Below are 18299 nucleotides of genomic sequence, written 5' to 3'. Positions count from 1 at the left end.
TCAATGCATTGCAGTGTCATGGGAGGCAGGATGGGTGAGACGGTAAGGTTCGGCATCTCCATGGACGACAAACTCCTGGAGAGTTTCGACAGGTTGATCGAACGCAAGGGGTACGCGAACCGTTCCGAGGCGATCCGCGATCTGATCCGTGCCGCACAGATCGAGCTCGACTGGGAAGAAGGTGAGAAGGATGCCGTGGGGACCGTGACCCTGGTGTACAACCACCACGTGCGCGACCTCTCGGACAAGCTCACCGAGCAGCAGCACTCGCATCACGACCAGATCGTTTCCGCATTGCACGTCCACCTGGACGCCCACAACTGTCTCGAGGTGCTGGTGGTCCGGGGCAAGGGACACGAGGTGCGGCGCATCGCCGACGAGCTGATCGGCGTCAAAGGGGTAAAGCACGGCAAACTGGTGATGACCTCCACCGGCGAAGGACTGCACTGAGCTGCACTTAAATTAAGGCCTCTCCACGCCACGACCAATCCTCCCCTCGCCCTTTGGGAGAGGGGCAGGGGGTGAGGGCGCCACCAGGCTGAAGAGGCGACTTCGAAAAAAAACAATGTCCCCGATACTAAAAGACGACAACTACTGGATGGGTAAGGCGATAGCCCAGGCTAAAAAAGCCGAGGCGATCGGCGAGGTTCCCATCGGCGCGGTGCTGGTGAAGGACGGCGTGGTGATCGCCCGGGGTCACAACCTGCGTGAGAGCAGGCAGGATCCAGCCGCGCATGCCGAGCTCATCGCCATCCGTAAGGCCGCCGCGAAACTGAAGAGCTGGCGGCTCACCGGTGCCACCCTCTACGTGACCCTCGAGCCCTGCACCATGTGCATGGGAGCCATCATCCTGGCGCGGCTGAACCGCGTGGTGTTCGGCAGTTTCGATCCCAAGGGGGGCGCTGCGGGTTCCCTGTACGATTTCTCCAACGACGCCCGGTTGAACCACAGCGTCGTCCTCACTTCCGGGGTGCGCGGAGATGAAACCTCCGCCCTGCTCAGCAACTTCTTCAGTGCGCTCAGGGCTGAGAAGAGGCGGGCCAAGTTACAGAGTAAGGATAGCGAGGTAGACGCAGCGAGATCGGTGTCACAGGCGAAGGGGCTGTAGTCTCAGCTGCAGAGGCAACTGACAGGCAGGAAAACCTTGCATAACGAGGAAAAATTTGGTACACAACGTGGTACACTTTTCCTCGGCGTTCAAAGCAGAACGAAGCCGCACCGGAAAATGTCAGAGTCATAAACGGAGAGATGTCCGAGTGGTCGATGGTGCCTGACTCGAAATCAGGTGTACCGAAAGGTACCTAGGGTTCGAATCCCTATCTCTCCGCCAACTTACGAAAAGGCCAGTCCATGCGACTGGCCTTTTCGTCTTTTTATGTAGCAAATATGTAGCAAATGAACCCCGGCGGCACCCACTTGACATTCTCGGTCATGCCCACGATCTTACCCGGTCTACAGAGGGGGTGCTGGTCTCAGTTGCGATGCACTTGCGCTGACAGGAATCACCCACGACTGACAGTGCCTCCTCAAAGTCTTCAACTCCCACTGGAAGCGCAGATACCAGCCCCAGAAACCCACCCGGCCCCGCCCTACACTTCAGTATTGACAAAATCCCATCATTTTACGATGGTATGGCTTTCAATATAAGCCCTAAAGCCCATGAGGAACGAGGTGCGTATGTCCGTACTGCACTTATCAAGAGAAAACCATATCGAAGTAGACAGTAGTGACATTTTTAAAAATGACATATTGGGCTTCCAAGAATCTGTTTCTAGGCTTGCCAAACTGATTACCAACGTTGAAACTCCTTTTACGTTAGGAATATGCGGTAGATGGGGATCGGGAAAAACCTCATTTATGATGCTATTGCAAGCTCTACTATGTAATGAGTATTCAAGAAAAACCTTCTGGTTCAATGCTTGGGAATATGAAAATGAAACGAGTTTGCTTCTTCCGTTACTTTCTAACCTTTCAAATGATTTTCCGCTCGAAACCGAGTTATGGAAAAACACAAAGAAATACGCTTCGGTAGCAGCATACATAGGTGCTTCTGCTATTTTAAAATCTGTCACAAGCAAAATAATTGAGATAAATGACGTTGAAAAGGCTTTTAAACTTGTTGAGGAGAATTCTGCTATATATGAAAGATGGGTCAGCGAATCACAGAAATTAAAAGTTGCCTTTCAGAGTATAGTAAGCTCTATTGACGAAAATGGTATTATAATATTTGTTGATGATTTAGATCGATGCTTACCAGAGACAGTAGTTAAGTTAATCGAAAACATAAAACATTTTCTGTCAGTCAAAAAATGCATATTTATTCTTGGAATTGATGATTTTGTCTTAAAGAGGATTATTTCTAGCAAATACAACAACGTAATAGACGGTAGCGAATACTTAGAGAAAATAATAAATTATTCATTTCACATCCCAACTAACCAGACAATCGATATAAAAAAATTTGTGATAAATTATATTGATTCTGTTACTGAAAACGGTTTTTCTGCCAACCATACTGAAAAGATTGATTATCTAATAGATACTTTAGTTGCAACTGATTTTGTAAATCCAAGAAGGGTTAAACACATACTTGCCAGGTACACAATATATCTATCACTTGACAATTGTGACAAATACATAAACGAACTAGTAGTTAAACTGTTACTATATAGATGTTTTTTGGAAGATGTATATTTTTTCAAAAGGAAGAAAAATGACGTCACATTCTCACCTGCGCAGCTTGGAAGAAGTATTGGTTACAACGAAGTAGAAAGTGAGACCTGCAAAGGATTCGCAGAGTTAATATTCAATCCAAGGTACGCTGCTATTAGTACTTTCTCCAATAAAGCATACACATGCGCATCATTTTTCGATCGGACTATCACACGAGAATATTTAGAAGGAGAGCAATTCAACAGCACTGAAACTAGAACTTTCGCAATTGAACATTTTCAAAATGATGGTTTTTTTTCGAATAAGGAGTATTTCGGCTTAATAGATTTCTTGTTTTCATTTAGTTAATGCTAACTAATTTTGCGGCTGGCAATCTTGGATTATCTCTGCGATGTCTTCCCGAATTGGTCTCAGCGGATATGTTTGGCCATGGTCTACTTGGCTAAAGCCCTAATGACACCATCTCGCGATTCTCACCTTTCTTCCCTCCTCGCCCACTGTATAGCGGATCTACACCTGATCCTCAAATCAGGCCCCCGAACCTCGCCCTATAAGAAAGGAAGATATAAGCACAACTGGCATTGTCAGGAGCAGCAACGGTATTTACCAGTAAGAGGCGGTAGGAACTCGAGCGGAATTGTGGTATGAAATGGACGGGCGCGCTGTCGATCGGCCCCCCAGAAATCCAGGCGATATGACTGACGCAACCACCGTTGATATCGCATAAATAGAGGGTCATATGGTAGGAGTACTATCCCGTAGTCTGCAAGTAAGAGACGACGGCACTGGTAACAGCAGGGAGTTAAAAGGTTCCTATGGCGAATTTGCGACAGAGGACGCCATAATCCTACTGGGCGATCCGGGGATGGGAAAGACTACCTTTTTCAAAGAAGCTGCGGTGGGTGGATTTACAACCGTCCGCAAGTTTCTGGTTGATCCTCAATGTGCTGAGGGTGAGCCCCTTTTCTTGGATGCGCTTGACGAGTTCCGGGCCGTCGCCAGCGGTTCGGATATCGCTTCGGAGATCGCAAAAGCGCTTTGCGCTTTGAAGAAGCCAAAATTCCGGCTGTCCTGCAGGTCAGCCGATTGGTTCGGATCAACGGACCAAGAGGTGATCAGAGCAGCCAGTGCATCCGGTCGCATTGTGGTTCTTGAGCTCTGTCCGCTTTGCCGTGATGAAGTACTGTCCGCCGTGCAGGGAGTGGTTGCCGATCCAGCCAAATTTGTGGAGGAAGCAGAAGCGGCCGGGCTCGCCGGGTTACTTGGTAATCCCCAAACCCTGGAGCTGCTGGCACGTGCGTGGGCAACCACCCGGAAACCGCGCAACAAGTTTGAAGCCTACCAGACAGGGGTTTCCGAACTGCTCAAGGAAGCAAATCCCCTGCACCAAGCACGCGGGGCGACTAGCGTCGCTCTCGATGATTTGCGGAAAGCTGCGGGAGCAGCCTGCTCGATTCTGCTTCTCTCCAATACCGTCGGGGTTTCCCGATTGGAGATGGCAGACGACGACTTTTTCGCCCTCCATATCGTGCCGGACGGTAGCAGACGGTTCCTCGACTTGGCCTTGAAGCGGCGGCTCTTTACCTCCCCAGGCGTGGATCGTTTTGAACCACTTCATCGGACCATTGCGGAGTTCTTAGCGGCGGAGGACCTCGCCACCCGAATCGACGATGGCCTGCCGATTGATCGAGTCCTGGCACTCATCTGCGGAACGGACGGTAATCCCATTTCTTCACTCCGCGGCCTGTTTGCTTGGCTGATGTGCTGGCTGGGCCCCCTTGCCGAGGGTTACGTAGAACGTGACCCCTACGGGGTGGCAACCTACGGAGACGCTAGTGCACTCTCTCCGGGTGTTCAGTGTGCTATCTGGCGCGGGCTTCGAGGGCTGCGTGACCCCTGGTTTCTTTCTCATCGCGACGAGCGCGCCTCCTTTCGCGAACTAGCCAATCTAAATACGTCCAAGCTGGTGCGGGGAATCCTCGAGGACCCGGCTGCGGGGGCGCACCTCAAAACCGCCGCGCTTGAGGCAATCTCGAACAGCACCGCTGGCGGTGGGTATGGAGAAATTTTACGTGACATGGTCTTGTCCACGGAAAATTACGTCTCGCTCAGATCCACGGCTTTGACTGCTTTCGCGAAAACCATTGATAACGATGTAGCCCAACTTGCGGCGCTGGACTGTGATCTAGCACAGGCATCCTATGACCAGTTCGCACCAGACGTGAGGGCAGGCATCCTCTCTTTCACTCGCTCCGCGGGATGCTTTGCTCAGCAGATGCTGGCCGTCTTGAAGCAGGCCGCTTCGGTCAAGAGAGCGAGACATACCTTCGGCCGATTCTATAATCTGGTTTATCTGCCGGCCGATTCCGACCTCGAGGAGCTTCTTGACGGCGGATCACTTGTGCTGACTGCAGGAACCGGAGTCTATTACGAACTTCGGTCGATGTTCGATGCATGGCTGGAGCGACGCTTGAGGCATCCAGCTCCGGTATCCATTGAGCGATTATCCGGGTGGCTTAGTAATCGCCGCCCCGGCAATGATCGGTATTCAGCGGGCGTGCTCGCGTCCCTAAACGAGCGCTTCCAAAAAGAACCCTCACTATTCGGCGAATTGTTTCAGAGGCTCCTTTCCACAGTGCCCCATAAGGAGCGATCCCTCGAATCATTTTTGTGCTTTGGCCTTTTTAAGCTGCTTCCGGCGGAAGTGTGGCCGGTTTCGCCATGCGCATTTTTCCTAGACTGCGCTGCGAAGGAGGACGATCCATTTCGAGCCGGGGTGCTTTTCGAAAGGTACCTTTGGCATATTCCGGAAGAAGGGGCGTCCGTTATTTTTGTCGAGGCGGGCTTTGAATTCATGAGCCGCCGCCCTGATGTCGGAAAGACCCTTGGAAATTGGCGGAGCTGCAAGATCGACGGATCGCGAAAAAAACAGCAAAAAAGAGCGCTGAAGGCAGGGCGCAAGGAGAAGGCTGTTCGCGCCTACAACGTTGCGGCGTTTCATCCTCACCTAGCATCGATCCGCACTGGGACAGCAGAAGAGTTCCTTGTCGAGGCGTTAGAGGTCTACCTAGGTTATAGTAATGACGAAGGAATCCCAGATTTGCGAGAACGCCTAGTATCCTTCGCAAATCCAGAAATCGCTGACGCCTGCATTGAAGGATTCCTTTCCTATGCCGAAAATCCTTCGATCCCAACTAAACAAGAAATCATTGAGAGCTGGCAGACCGGAAGCATCCCTAACGCACACATTCTTCTGGCCCTCTCCGTTTTTATGCGGCTGGATGCTGGCATAACGGTGCCAGTAGAGTCGCTACCACACTGTCTCGCGGCGGTAATCACTGAGTATAATGCCTACTCCGAAATCCATGGTTTTAGCGAGACGCTGTGCAGCTGGGTTCTCGAGACGGTTGCCCAGCATCCGAGCGAAGTGAGCTCTGTTCTAAAGGAGCTTTGGCTTCGCTGTTCGGCGGCTAAAAAAGGTGAACTCCCTATATTTTACGAACTTAGCAAAGATCCTGGCTCCCTGCCCTTCTTGGTCAAGCTATCAACAGAGGTTCTCGAATCTGGGATAGTCGAGGATAATGACACCGTCCGCAGTCTGGCGTTGGTTCTCCTGCACAATGATCGGCAGGCCGCTCGCGCAGTCGCGGAGAGCGAACTGAGCCGGAAAGAGCTGTCGATAGAGGTACGTGCCACCTGGTGCACGGTGCTATTTGTAATTGATCCCACAAGCTGCTCCGACACCTGGAGGGCCATTATGTTACAGTCGTCCACCGCGCGCTGGAGTGGGATCGAAATTATTCAAGAAGGGGGGAGGTTGGCCCCGATGCAACTCGCGGAGGCGATCGCAACGTTCGGGGGGCAATTTCCTCCAGCAGAGCTCCCAACAGGCACTTTTGTCGGCAGACAAAATGCGTGGGACGCTTCGCGGTTCGTTTCACACCTGATTGAGGTCCTAGCTTCTGACAGTTCTCCAGAATCTGGCGTTATCCTGGAAAGTTTGGAGACTCACACCGACCTGGAAAGGTATCGCGACTCGATCAGGCACCACAGGGCACAACAGGCAAAAAAGCTCCGCGAAGCCGGCTTCAGCTTTGCCTCACCCGAGCAAGTGGTGGAAGCGCTCAGCAACGGAGCGCCCGCTACCTCAAGAGATCTTGCTGCCTTAGTCGTGGACCACCTGCGCGTCCTTACGCGTGAATTGAGGTTGACACAAAGGGAAAGGTTCAGGGCCTACTGGAACGAGGAAGGTAAAACGCTGCTTAAACCCAAATGCGAGGAGAACTGCTCGGGACTGCTGGCAGAGGACCTCCAAAACAGGGTAAAACCGCAAAAGCTGATCGTTACCGTCGAACACCACATGGTTGCAGACAAGGAGTGCGACCTAGTGGTTCTGCAGGGACCCGAAAGGCTACTACCGATAGAAGTCAAGCATCATTACCACAGCGAGCTCTGGACCGCATGGCGATCCCAGCTTGACCACCTTTATGCGCGCGATGCGAAGGCTGAAGGGCTTGGAGTCTACCTCGTCCTCTGGTCAGGCGAAGCGAAGGGCCGCAAGATGCCCAAGCTGCCGGTCGGCATTTCCCGTCCGACAACCGCTGCAGAGCTTGAGAGCTCTTTGGTGTCGCTTGTGCCGGACGCGGACCGATGTCGGCTCCTTGTCGTCGTAGTGGACATTTCGGAGCCGTGAAAAAGGATCAGGGAAGCGCAGAGGCGCTCCGGTAGGCGCCGTGTGTGCTAACTTGCTTTGGGATGCCCTGTTGTTCCAGACGCTCTCAAATCCTCACTCCAATGGTTGAGTTGACACCGTATTCATACCGCCCTTCGATCCACGCCCGGTCCCTGATGGAGCCCCCTACCCCCACCTACCCCGTGACCCCCTTTCGACCCTCCCCCTTCAAATTTATCTGGGACCGCCTTCAAATAAACTGCCGGACTTCCAAAACTAGTACGCCATCCGATACAGCAAACGATACAGCTAGACCCGCATGGATACCGGGCTTCTGATGTGCTCGCGATACAACAAACGATACATCTGTCGCCCAAGTCACCTCATGGAGGGCTCAGTGAATGCTCAGTGAGTGCTCGCATGGTGTAGGCACCAAAGTGGTCGGGTTCCTTGGGTTCGTGACGCGGGAGAACTGCATCCTGCAGACGGAGACCCTGTCACGAGATAGAATCCCTTGCGTTAATTTCTGAATTTCTAAATCACGCCTAGGCCGAATCGCAATTAAATCTTCGTAAAATTGAAACAATGCGAGGCAAGGTCAAGCAAAACTGTGTTGCAACAGCTAGTTACACTATATGGGTAACTAGGGAGGTTTAAATAGGGGAACTATCACTAGGGAGGTGGAGTGCTGCCTGTTAAAGGAAAGCTCCCCCGGCACGTTGAGGTGTGACAGTTCCTCCATGTATGCGGGGCAGCATTTGCACTGACCAGCCTGAGGGGTGCCGGTCAACTGTCGAATTCGCATCCTCCCTTGCGGGTGTATTCATTCTCATCCGACAGGGCGTTAACCGTGGGATTTCTGCGTCATGAGGCTTTTCCCTGCACCGCTTCCAACCGCTTTGCGCGAATGAGGCTGGCAAAGGGTCCATCATGGCACCAGTATTAGTTCTGAGGGCATATCGCTCCGATCTATATCCCTCCATTTGGGGGACGTTGCTATTGATTGCCACCTGCGCTCCTAAGTCGGCGCGGGGAGGGTGCCGTTGCCGTGGCTAGAATCCATATTCCCATCTGATGCTTCAGACGGGACCTATCTGCCCCGCCAGACAGGCGCCCCCAGCTTATCGGCTCGGAAACCTGCTTTTCTATCTGGTCCATCAGACAGGCTTTAGAGATCCCCCATCTGATCCATCAGACACTTCTAGATTCTTGCCATACATCAGCGTCTCACATAGGAGATGAACAGGCTCTCTTCCTTGCACGCGCCTCTCGCGCCTTCGAAGTATCCCGCTTAGTTTTTGTTTCGGCTTGGTAAATTCTCCATCCGGCACTCAGTCGAAAAGTGGAAGGCTTCCCCTGCGAATCACTCCCTAAGCTCAAGACGCCACCATGCTCGACCCACTCGAGAAAACCCTTCAGTACCAACTCAGCTTTCGCGCGGCTAAAGGCATCCGAGTTCAAGCCCGCCCGTTCCTTTGCCTCCCGGGCTGTAAAGGTGAACACCGGACGCCCGTGACTGTCTTTAGACCCACGTGCCGCCGCTGCACCGTTTGCCATCAGAATATGAGGCAACAACCTCAAAGCAGATGCTGATAAATCATTGTACGCCTCGGATGAGGCGAGTTCTTTGGTGATCTTCGCGAACTGTTCTTTGGCGGGTACTGCGTTTCTCCCATTCGGGAGTGGCTTCTGCTTCATCGCCGCCCCCTTTGTGCGGAAACGCTTGCACGTAAAAAGGCCAGCAGGTAGTATTCAAATATCAAATTTGCCGTACCCCCTTGCCCCCTGGCGGCCGCAGCCGTCCAGGGGGCTTCTCGTTTAGGCCACATCTAGCTGTTTCCCTTCCAGCCACTGAAAAAAGTCAGCAGCTCGGCAGAGGAGATGCCGCCCGATCTTAGACACTGGCGGCATGGTCGTATGCTTGCGTCCTGTACGAGCGAGAGATAGGTTGGTCAGGAAAAAGCTTTTGCTCTTCCCACTTAGGGCCGCCATCTCGGCAACGGTGAGCCGCTGATCCGGATGGATTGTTGCCGGAAGCTCCCGGTGTCGATTCTTGCTACCCTCAGGCCTACCGCGTCTTTTTTCCTGCGCTACTGCACTCTTCATAGGAACTCCAAAAATTGATGTCTCCCCCGGCTGGGGTCGCCCATACCGGCACCTCCTCTGCGATATTCCAATTTTCGTTATTAACTCGTACTGCCAACTTATAGAGAGACCGATTGTGAAACAAGTCATTCGCCACAAAAAAAATGCAGAGACGAAAAAACCCGGTCAGCGTGGCCAACCGGGCGTAGTATTTTTGCTTCTCTGTAAGGGTATCCTGCTATGCGGCGTTTCTCTTCTGTCTACGATCCTCTAGGTTAACGACCTTACCAGCCTCCCCGCCGTTGTCAGTCTCTGGAGCCGTTCCGTTAAGCCCGGCGTGTTCGAGGATATAAGCCGCCACAGCTTCTACGTCCTGACGAAGAAAATCCATCTCGTGCTGGACGTACCCCTCTGTTACATCGGCAGGCTTTGCGTGGTTCACAAGTCGCTTCTGCGTCCAAGCCGGAACTTTCAACGCATTGCAGAAGGTCAGGAAGGTGCGCCTGAAATCGTGCAGCATGAAGTTAACACCGCTTTCCTGAGTCACCTTCTCCAAAGACTTGCGAGGGTCGCGCAGGTGCCCGGTTACACCGTAGGAAGGGAATATAAAACCTTCTGGACCCGAGTAGAAATTTTCCTTATGTGCCTTCAGCACATCCAAAGCATACTGAGCCACCGGTACAACGAGTATTTTGCCGTTCTTTGTTTCCCGAAACGTAGCAACACCCTGATCAAGATCCACGTCCGACCATTTCAGGCGCAGGATCTCATTTTTCCTGGCACCGGTAAATATGCCAAGGGTGAGTACGGTGCGAGTCCTTACAGTGTCCAGCTTCTTCAACCCCTCAAACCACGGCTTCAACTGCTCGGTGGAAATGTAGCTTTCCCTGCGGTCCAACTTATACCATCCGTCCGTCTTGGATAGGATGCTGACAGGGTTCTTGAGGAACACATCATCATACACAGCCCCACCGTAGGAGAGGACGGCCCGCAGCACGCGCATGGCCGCATCTGCGGCCCCTTTGCCACCACGCTGTCCCTTGCGTTCATTACCCTTAGGAGTAGTGTATTTCTGTTGGATCTTTCCCCTACCTATTTCGATGTGTCGAGCCTCTACCATGCTTCCGGTGATCTCCCTGGCCGGACGCTCCATCCAATCAGCGAAGTGAGTCTCCATGCTCTGCCGGTATTGCCCAACGGTGGAAGCCTTGAGTTTCCCCTTGGCCTCCTTCATGGCAAGGTATCTATCAAATAGGGCGGCAAGGGTAACGTCTTTTGCCTCTTCAATCTTCCTGGTCCGCGCTTCTTCCTGCCTATGAGCCTCCGCCTCCCTCCGGCGGTCCTCGGGGATGACGTCGTTCTCCGCATCGTCCAAGATCTTCTTGGCGCGCTTACATACCTCATCATACTGGGCAGAGTCCACGTTGCCATGTTCATCCCGCCTCACCTTCCCGAGGGTTTCCCTAACCTCTAGCCTATTACCCGTAGGGCTTTTCCGGCTCTTGCACCTGCATTGCACGAAGTAAGTCGCGGTAGACGCCGACACCCTGACACCAAATCCTGTCAACTTGGTGTCGAAGTAGTTAACCTGTTTCCCCGGCTCCCCCTTCAGGTTGCCGACTGCGGTCGCGGTCAGTCTCTTGGTAGGCAAGGCATGCCCCTCCGAAAATATGTAGCAGATATGTAGCAAGTGGGCTTAAAATAGCTTATGACCTAATAATAGTCAACTAGATAATCTATTCAGCCATTTACACTACTTGCAAAGTTACGATAGGGCCAATAATGGTTAAAAATACGAAGCACACCAAACTCGAAATCAGGTGTACCGAAAGGTACCTAGGGTTCGAATCCCTATCTCTCCGCCAATAAAACAAGGGGTTAGCTCAATCGGGCTAATCCCTTTTTTCATTTTGGCACATTGCCGTATCCTTCCTCGTATCCTCTGATCCTTTTGCTAGCATAATTCTCTTGGCTTCACTGTCACGAGCTGTGGCAACGTTGGCCTTCTGCTCCGCCCGCTCCCACCTACTGGCAATTCCATCTACGCTCCTACCATGGTTAGTCCTGCCTGAGGGGGGGGGTGGCATGAAACGCCACTACATTTAACCATTATTGTCCCGCAAAAAAAATGCGCCTAAAAACGGAATTCTATGGCTGAGCAACGTCGCAATGTTTACAATGTAAGTAATATGGCAAAAATAACTTGCATCTTATTTTTTTGCAGGTTAATATTCGAGCCAAATGTATCCTTAGCACAAAGGAGTATTGCATGACTGAGCACAAAGGGCGGGCAAAGGGTGGCTACGCTACAGCAGCTAAAATGACGGCGGAAGAGTTGAAAGAGCGCGCAATGAAGGGCGTGGAAAAACGCAAAGAGAACGCGGAACTCCCCGTCGCGCTGCATGAGGGGGAATTCCCTATTGGCGATTCTTTGATCGCCTGTGCTCATCTGCCTAACGGGCAGAGGATCATCACTCAAGCAACGTTCCTGCGCGCGCTGGGAAGGTCGCGTTCCCCTAAAGCTGGCACGGGCGTCCTCAGCACTTTAGACGCGTTGCCGTTCTTCCTCCAGGCGAACGTACTTCAGCCGTACATCTCTGCGGAAGTGGCCGATGCTAGCAGACCAATCTTCTACAAGAGTAAAAAAGGTACGCGGAATGTGGGATATGACGCCACGCTGCTCCCAAAAGTTGCAGAGGTCTATCTCAAGCTGCGCGATGACTCGCTCGCGAAGACGGGGGAGGTTCCGAGACAGTACGAGCACATCATCAATGCTGCTGACATCCTCATGCGCGGATTAGCCCATGTAGGCATCATCGCACTGGTCGACGAGGCCACAGGATATCAGGATGTCCGGGCAAGAAACGAACTCAACGTAATCCTGCAGGCGTACATTGCAAAAGAGCTGTTGCCCTGGACAAAGCGCTTTCCGGACGAGTTTTATAAGCAGATTTTCCGGCTTCATAACTGGCCATTCAACCCGATGTCTGTGAAACGCCCCGGATATGTCGGTACGCTCACGAATAAACTCGTATATGAAAGGCTCCCTGACGGCGTTCTTGACGAGTTGAAGAAGCGCAACCCTCCCAATGAAGCAGGCAACCGCAAATATCGGCACCACCAGCTCCTGACAGAGAATGTCGGGCACCCCCACCTTGAGAAGCATGTCGCTTCCGTTACTACATTGATGAGAGCATGCGACAGCTGGCAGATGTTCGAGACGTTGTTCTTGAAAGCTTTCCCGATATCCGGAGACCAGGGCAAGCTGTTTAGTGATGAAGGCGAGTGACAGATCGGCGTGACGACGTAGGGAAGAGAGGGGGCTCCAGCAAGGGTATCCCCCCCTCTTTTCATTTTTCGGGATGGGGGCAGCCGTCCATAATGAATTAACCGGAACGCCCTGAATCTTTGGCCAAATCATCCCCGTTACTGGCAAGGACATGACCGTCTCCCCAATCATTGCATGCCTCCCGCACGGCTTCAGCATGGAGTACGGCGTAGTTAGCTGTAGATTCCCCCCGCAGGAGCCGCACTTTGTCTGTCAAGATGCCGCAGGAGACTACTCTCTGGTAGGCGTTGATTTTTTGGATATCCTCGGCGCCGATCGAGTCCAATAGGCGATGATTTAGTTCCTCGTACCGGTCGGCAAGTTCCTGACGGACCTTTTCGACCTCTTGCCGTACCTCCTCCCGACCAAGGGCAGCAGTGACAGTCTTAGGGTCTCTGCCAACGCGTTTTCCTATGGCGTTTGAGGTTAGTCCCTCGGCTGCAAGATTGGCGATCCTGCGAAGTTCATCCGTTGTTACTCGTGGTTTCATAGCGTATTTTTCTCCATATCTTTCCGTATTAAAAAAGACGGCTCCGCTCTTCTGGCAGCAGGCGAAAGGGATGTGTTGCCAAGCTTTCGTCGCGGCCCCACCTTGTCCCCCTTTAAGCGTTAGAAGGGAGCTTCTAACTCCCCTGCAACAACGCAACTATCTCGCAATCTTGAGGTGTTACCAGTTCCAACCTCCGCCACAGTCCCGCAACGTGGCGCGGTGCCCGCAACGGTCGGATTAATGATGTGCGATATAAAGCCTGTGTCAGATATATCCGCAACTGAGACATTATCCGCAACGCCTGAATCGCCTGTACGTACTAGTTGTGGCATTGTTTCGGCTTGTTGCGGCTCTTTAGGGGGTGGTAGGTAACGAGAGAAAGCCTCTTGAAACTGGTCGACGGTGTAACCCTTCGGTGTCGAGTTGTATATCCTGATCGAACGGGAGGTAATGCCGTACTCCTTCAACCGTGATGCCACTTGGCGGGGGCTGATCGCTTGTCCCCGATTGTAAGTTGCCCAAGGCTTTTCGTCGTCGCTACACAGGGCCCGTATTAGGTCTGCGGTGCTAATCCGATCTGTTCCTCGTTCCTCAAAAAGTTCGGCTATATCTGAGAGTAATTCGGTCCCGACAGTCAGGCTCCGCTCCTCCCCGCCGCACAACTCAAGAGCTGCCGTCGTTCCTCGCTGGAGCCATTCCTCCCCTGCCGTCATGGCAATGGCGAGAAGCGGCTCCCAATTGTCCTGGGCACGGTCATTCAGAGCGGGAGGAAGAGGTGGACGTGCTCGCCTTACCGCCTCCTTCGCGTCTTCTGCAAATCGAGCAAGCTTTGAGCGCAAGTTAGCAAATAGGTTCTGCTCTGCGTGGCGTATGCGGTCGACTGTTTCTTCAGGTAATTTCCGCCTCAACTCCAAAGTAATAGCGCGGTCCATAAGCGTATCCGCAAGGTGTCCTATTCCTGCGAGGGCCTTAGCTCCCCAAGTGTTAAACTTTGTGGGTGTAAAATTTTCTCCAATGCAGCGAATTACATAGGCGCTGTCTCTAGTGTGGCCGCTATTCAGCAGGCCGCGCAGCTCCTCGTTATCTTTCATGAAGGCATCAGCTTCGTCGATAAGAAGGGTGGGGCCCCATGCGTCGATAGTACGGAAAAGGGCCGAAGGGGTAATGCTGCTGGCCGTCAACGGCTTGGCTACCAATCGGCCCAATAAAGACAACAGCTGGGTCTTCCCGCAGCGTTTCTCAGGCGCGGTGATAATGGCTAGCGGGGCGACCTCGATCACATCGATAAACCACGTTATTGCGATCCAGAGCGCCGCAGCTGTTGCTGTTTCTGGCGTGCAGATAATGAACCGCCGAATAGTTGCTGCAATATCCGATAAAACTTCTGCAGGGACCACCTCCTCCGGCCACAGTTCAACGCTCTCAAAGGGCAGGTCTTCTCCCTTGCCCCCCTTCCTGGCGTCCTTTACAGCGTCATCTAAGGTCTTTTGCCTGATGCCAAGAAATTTGGCTTCTTCCCCGCGCACCCGGTCGTACTGAACTAGTGAGAGCTTTGATAATCTCGTGGCTGCTTCTTCAAGATCAGGGGGAGCAACTCCAGACGTTGTGGGAGTCGTAGCAATGATGGCTATGCTTTTCGCAGCGTCGATACAGGCTCTGACCGCTTCTAGCCCAGAGATGCGGGCGAGGTCATTAAAGTCCGTGTCCTTCTCACTCCTAGATGGGGGGAACCGGGGGACGGCCAGCAACCCGTCCACAGCCACAGCTGCTTCGGTAGCCTTGGTAACACCAGGATTTTCTTCCGTATGATGGTCGTCGTCGGCACAAACGATAATTCGGATTGTTTTGTACTCGGAGCGGATCACCTGGGCGACGGAGGGCAAGTTTCCCGCATCGAAAGCAATCACAACGGTATGACCGGTAGCTTCGTGGATGCTGGCTCCGGTTGCGTACCCCTCACAGATGGCAACCGTGCCATCTTGAATTTCCCCGATCATGAAAAACTTACCCGCCTTGTCGGTGCCGGGCTTGAACCTCTTGGTTCCGTCTTGGGCGATTGTCTGCAATCCATGTAGCGCACCCGCCAAGTCCCGGACAGGTACAAGGAGCATCTCGTTGGCCGTCTTTAGGCCGTATGGGTGGACTCCTTTCCTCTTGAGATAGGAATGTTCTAGCGTTGCGGCCGCAGCGGCTTCCCAGATGGTCACGCAGGATGCTCGACAGTCGGCATGGCGCTCCTTTTCAACTCTTGCTCTCTCGCTCGAAGCACTACATGTTGCAGGAAACCTAGCACTATGGGTAGAGGGGGCCTTCCATGTGCGTTTACTCCCCGGTTGCTTCCAAGTCCCATAGACACCATTGGGTTTTCCATCCGCGTGCAAGAGGTACCACCCAGCCTTGTTTCCCCGCTTGCCGTCTGCGACGTCGAATCGGTGGAGTCGCCCATCCGGCATGATGCAATCAGGCAGTTCATAACCGGCCTCCAGAGCCGCTTCGCGAAATGCTGAAATTACGTCAGTCATCGCCTCTCCTCTCTGGCGTCCATCCTCAACGTCTCCGTCAAGAGGTAGTAGACGCAATCCAGAAGCGAATGCACGAGCCGGTCCTCGTCTCGCTGCTCCAGTTTTTTGGCGAGACCAAGCAACGCACATCGTAAGGGAAAGGTCAGGAGAGGAGTCGGTTTTTTTCCTGCGTGGGCTGTTTGCATCATTCCACCTCCGCAACTACTGCTTGGCGGACAGCCAGCCAGCTTTCGATTTCAGATCGTCGGTAACCAACGCGGCCAGGGGAAAGGCGAATCCGGTGGGGGAACTGTCCAAGGCGCTCGAGCCGCCAAACCGTCGTCCTGCTCAAGCCGGTTACTTCACGGATTTTCGAAGGGGGAATTACTGCAGGTGAGTAGGTCATTTTAAACCTCCGCAAAAGATTACGTTCGGCATCGCTACCGTACGGTTTCTCTTTTACGCAGGTTGTCTCAAAAAGTCAGTTAGATTGCAGGAGAAATTAAGCGGCGGTTATACACCTAGTTTTTTTCTTGTTGATCGTCAGGTGAGATCGTGCCGACACCTGCTTGTTGACCTTGAGGAGGGCCGATACGTATAAACCGACGGAGAGGCGACTCCATCAACAGTTCCTTTGCCCTTTCCAATTCCTCCCCGCTAACTACTTTACGGACAGCGGCGACTGACATCCCGTGAACTTCGGCAAGGGTAGCAAAAGCAGAATCGGATCCGCTTTTGTCATACAACGCAACGTATTGCTGGCACAGTCGACGGTTCCTATCTCCCGTCCGTGTTGTTCCTGCGGGTCGGTGCGCTGCTTTTTTTGAGGGCTTAAACATCTCAGGGCACAGCAATTCTGCAATTGCATGCCGCTCTTCAGGAGTAAGGTCCTCTCCTCTCATAAGCTTCTTGGCGTAGTAGGCGCCAGCTGCAAGTTCATACATCCTTTTCCAGTTGCTTATTTTTCTTTTTGGCAAGTTCACCTCCTGCCTATTATTTGCTGTTGCGGGCCTTCCACCCGTTGTTTAAGGGCTCGCGCGATCCGTTATGGTTTTCCGCTGTGCTTGGCGTTGCCGATGGGGATAATCTTTCCCCCTGTAGTACCGACAAGGATGCTGTTCAACTTCCGTTCCCACGTCTCAAGAGCCTGTTGTTTCTCTTTGTCGTAGGAGTATCGGTTGTAGATGTGGCCAACCCCCTGCTTCTGCTTCGTGACGTGATTCTGCACCCGGTCAAGGATATCGCCAGGAGTACCCGCTTCTGCCATGCAAGTGGCAGCGGTACGACGAAGGTCATGAGGGGTAAAATGGGCGATTTTCAACCGATCCTCCACCTTACTCTCCGGCGTGTGCGGGAGATTCTCTTTGATGCAGTGCGTCATGGTGCGGACTTCATACGGTTTCGCTGGAAGGGGCGAACCTGCGGCGTCTCTACCCGGATCGGCCGGAGATTCGAAAATGTACCCATCCTTAGTGCCGATCAACTGGAGTGCCAACGGGGTTAGAAAAACTCGGTGGGCCTGCTTGTTTTTTGAACGCTCTGCCGGGATCGTCCACCAACTCCCCTCGATCTCGTCTCTGTGCATGGCAATAACCTCGCCAGGGCGCTGGGCGGTCACCAGAATCAATTTCAAGGCCCGGCGGATATTATCGCTCATTCTGGCTTTTTCGAGATTCTCCCAGAGGGTCTTTATCTCCGGGGCGGACAACGCACGCTCTCGGCTCTTTTCCGCTGCTGGCCGATCCATGCCCATAAAGGGGTTAGCCTCTAGTACGTCACGCTTAACGGCGTAGCTGAACATTTTGCGGGTGTAGGCATGTACCCGGTTTGCCATAACCGGCGCTCCTCGGTCTTTTATCTCGTCCGTGATGATTAAAAGGTCGCGGCGCTTGATGTCCGTGATCTTCCGTTTCCCCCACCTGGGCACAATCTCAGCCCTCAGAGCCCGCTCGATCTCCTTCCAGCCCCGATTGTGCTCCTTAGCATAGCGATTAATGTATTCCTGGACGAAATCGGCAACGAACGGGGTACGGCTGCGTTCAAGTTTGGCAGCATCCTGCTCTGCGAGTGGGTCAATCCCGTTTTTAACCTTTACCTTTGCAATGTCGAATTTTTCACGGGCAGTTGCCAAGGATACCTCGGGATATCCTCCGTCGCCAAGCCGCATGAAGCGCTTGCGCCCTTCGAAGGTGTAGATGTAGTACCACGCCTTTTCCCCGGAGGTGTACACCCTGATGCAGAAGCCTTGCCCTTCGCGCACCCAATACTCTTTGATGTCGGGTTTTAGGTTCATGATGTACTTATCGGTAAAGCGCCCTGATTTTGTCATCGCGAGGCCCCCTCAGGAAAGGATACGGCAGAAACGTATCCTTTAACGTATCCTCTGGCGTGTTGGCAATAGGTGAACTCATAAGGGATACTGTGAAACAGATATTAGCCTCAATGTACAGCTGTGTCAAGCATGTACGGAGCTAAAAAGTCATGTAATGGAAAACAGTGGAACTGATCGAACCTGCCTAATACCTGACTCGAAATCAGGTGTACAGAAAG

Annotated in this window: 12 protein-coding genes and 1 tRNA gene; 6 read left to right on the top strand and 7 right to left on the bottom strand. The window is 52.8% G+C overall.

Annotated elements, in window-relative coordinates:
- Positions 1–30 precede the first annotated feature (30 nt).
- The 5 genes from nikR to H7688_RS11450 all read left to right on the top strand — a co-directional run bounded on the left by nikR (position 31) and on the right by H7688_RS11450 (position 7366).
- Positions 31–450 (top strand): nickel-responsive transcriptional regulator NikR, encoded by a 420-nt coding sequence (gene nikR / locus H7688_RS11470; protein ID WP_183361251.1) that lies wholly within the window; start codon positions 31–33, stop codon positions 448–450.
- Positions 451–565: 115 nt separating this feature from the next.
- Complete coding sequence (tadA, locus tag H7688_RS11465; RefSeq protein ID WP_183361250.1) at positions 566–1108, top strand: tRNA adenosine(34) deaminase TadA; 543 nt, start codon at positions 566–568, stop codon at positions 1106–1108.
- A 134-nt stretch (positions 1109–1242) separates the two neighbouring features.
- A tRNA-Ser gene (locus tag H7688_RS11460) sits at positions 1243–1330 on the top strand.
- Positions 1331–1677: 347 nt separating this feature from the next.
- Positions 1678–3021: a KAP family P-loop NTPase fold protein gene (locus H7688_RS11455; protein ID WP_183361249.1), complete on the top strand. Its 1344-nt coding sequence runs from the start codon at positions 1678–1680 to the stop codon at positions 3019–3021.
- Between the two features lie 517 nt (positions 3022–3538).
- Positions 3539–7366: an NACHT domain-containing protein gene (locus H7688_RS11450; protein WP_183361248.1), complete on the top strand. Its 3828-nt coding sequence runs from the start codon at positions 3539–3541 to the stop codon at positions 7364–7366.
- A gap of 1206 nt (positions 7367–8572) precedes the next feature.
- Here the strand turns inward: H7688_RS11450 and H7688_RS11445 are convergent.
- Entirely contained in the window at positions 8573–9043 is a 471-nt protein-coding gene (locus H7688_RS11445; protein ID WP_183361247.1) for a hypothetical protein, read from the bottom strand.
- A 625-nt stretch (positions 9044–9668) separates the two neighbouring features.
- The gene (locus H7688_RS11440) at positions 9669–11081 is read right to left on the bottom strand and encodes a tyrosine-type recombinase/integrase (RefSeq protein WP_183361246.1); all 1413 of its coding nucleotides are present in this window, start codon (positions 11079–11081) and stop codon (positions 9669–9671) included.
- 618 nt (positions 11082–11699) lie between these two features.
- Between H7688_RS11440 and H7688_RS11435 the strand changes: the two genes are divergently transcribed.
- Entirely contained in the window at positions 11700–12719 is a 1020-nt protein-coding gene (locus tag H7688_RS11435) for a P63C domain-containing protein (RefSeq protein WP_198424491.1), read from the top strand.
- Between the two features lie 97 nt (positions 12720–12816).
- Here the strand turns inward: H7688_RS11435 and H7688_RS11430 are convergent, their stop codons facing one another.
- The 5 genes from H7688_RS11430 to H7688_RS11410 form a co-directional block, all read right to left on the bottom strand.
- Positions 12817–13248, bottom strand: a complete 432-nt coding sequence (locus H7688_RS11430; protein ID WP_183361245.1) for a hypothetical protein — start codon at positions 13246–13248, stop codon at positions 12817–12819.
- 119 nt (positions 13249–13367) lie between these two features.
- Positions 13368–15770 carry a DUF3631 domain-containing protein gene (locus H7688_RS11425; RefSeq protein WP_183361244.1) on the bottom strand — a complete coding sequence of 801 codons (2403 nt, stop codon included), beginning with the start codon at positions 15768–15770 and terminating at the stop codon, positions 13368–13370.
- Positions 15771–15954: 184 nt separating this feature from the next.
- Complete coding sequence (locus H7688_RS11420; RefSeq protein ID WP_183361243.1) at positions 15955–16155, bottom strand: helix-turn-helix transcriptional regulator; 201 nt, start codon at positions 16153–16155, stop codon at positions 15955–15957.
- Positions 16156–16270: 115 nt separating this feature from the next.
- Entirely contained in the window at positions 16271–16726 is a 456-nt protein-coding gene (locus H7688_RS11415; protein WP_183361242.1) for a hypothetical protein, read from the bottom strand.
- Between the two features lie 68 nt (positions 16727–16794).
- Positions 16795–18078, bottom strand: coding sequence for a tyrosine-type recombinase/integrase (locus tag H7688_RS11410; RefSeq protein ID WP_183361241.1), 1284 nt, complete (start codon positions 18076–18078; stop codon positions 16795–16797).
- Between the last annotated feature and the right edge of the window lie 221 nt (positions 18079–18299).

This window comes from Geomonas limicola (genome assembly GCF_014193675.1).
GTDB lineage: Bacteria > Desulfobacterota > Desulfuromonadia > Geobacterales > Geobacteraceae > Geomonas > Geomonas limicola.
The sequence above is the reverse complement of the archived record's forward strand: the minus strand, read 5'-3'. Positions and strand labels throughout refer to the sequence as shown.

Bases quoted from the DNA above. Each gene is read 5' to 3' on its own strand.
- H7688_RS11430 (WP_183361245.1), bottom strand. From the start codon at position 13,248: ATGAAACCACGAGTAACAACGGATGAACTTCGCAGGATCGCCAATCTT.
- H7688_RS11425 (WP_183361244.1), bottom strand. From the start codon at position 15,770: ATGACTGACGTAATTTCAGCATTTCGCGAAGCGGCTCTGGAGGCCGGT.
- nikR (WP_183361251.1), top strand. From the start codon at position 31: ATGGGTGAGACGGTAAGGTTCGGCATCTCCATGGACGACAAACTCCTG.
- H7688_RS11410 (WP_183361241.1), bottom strand. From the start codon at position 18,078: ATGACAAAATCAGGGCGCTTTACCGATAAGTACATCATGAACCTAAAA.
- H7688_RS11420 (WP_183361243.1), bottom strand. From the start codon at position 16,155: ATGACCTACTCACCTGCAGTAATTCCCCCTTCGAAAATCCGTGAAGTA.
- H7688_RS11455 (WP_183361249.1), top strand. From the start codon at position 1,678: ATGTCCGTACTGCACTTATCAAGAGAAAACCATATCGAAGTAGACAGT.
- H7688_RS11450 (WP_183361248.1), top strand. From the start codon at position 3,539: ATGGGAAAGACTACCTTTTTCAAAGAAGCTGCGGTGGGTGGATTTACA.
- tadA (WP_183361250.1), top strand. From the start codon at position 566: ATGTCCCCGATACTAAAAGACGACAACTACTGGATGGGTAAGGCGATA.
- H7688_RS11435 (WP_198424491.1), top strand. From the start codon at position 11,700: ATGACTGAGCACAAAGGGCGGGCAAAGGGTGGCTACGCTACAGCAGCT.
- H7688_RS11445 (WP_183361247.1), bottom strand. From the start codon at position 9,043: ATGAAGCAGAAGCCACTCCCGAATGGGAGAAACGCAGTACCCGCCAAA.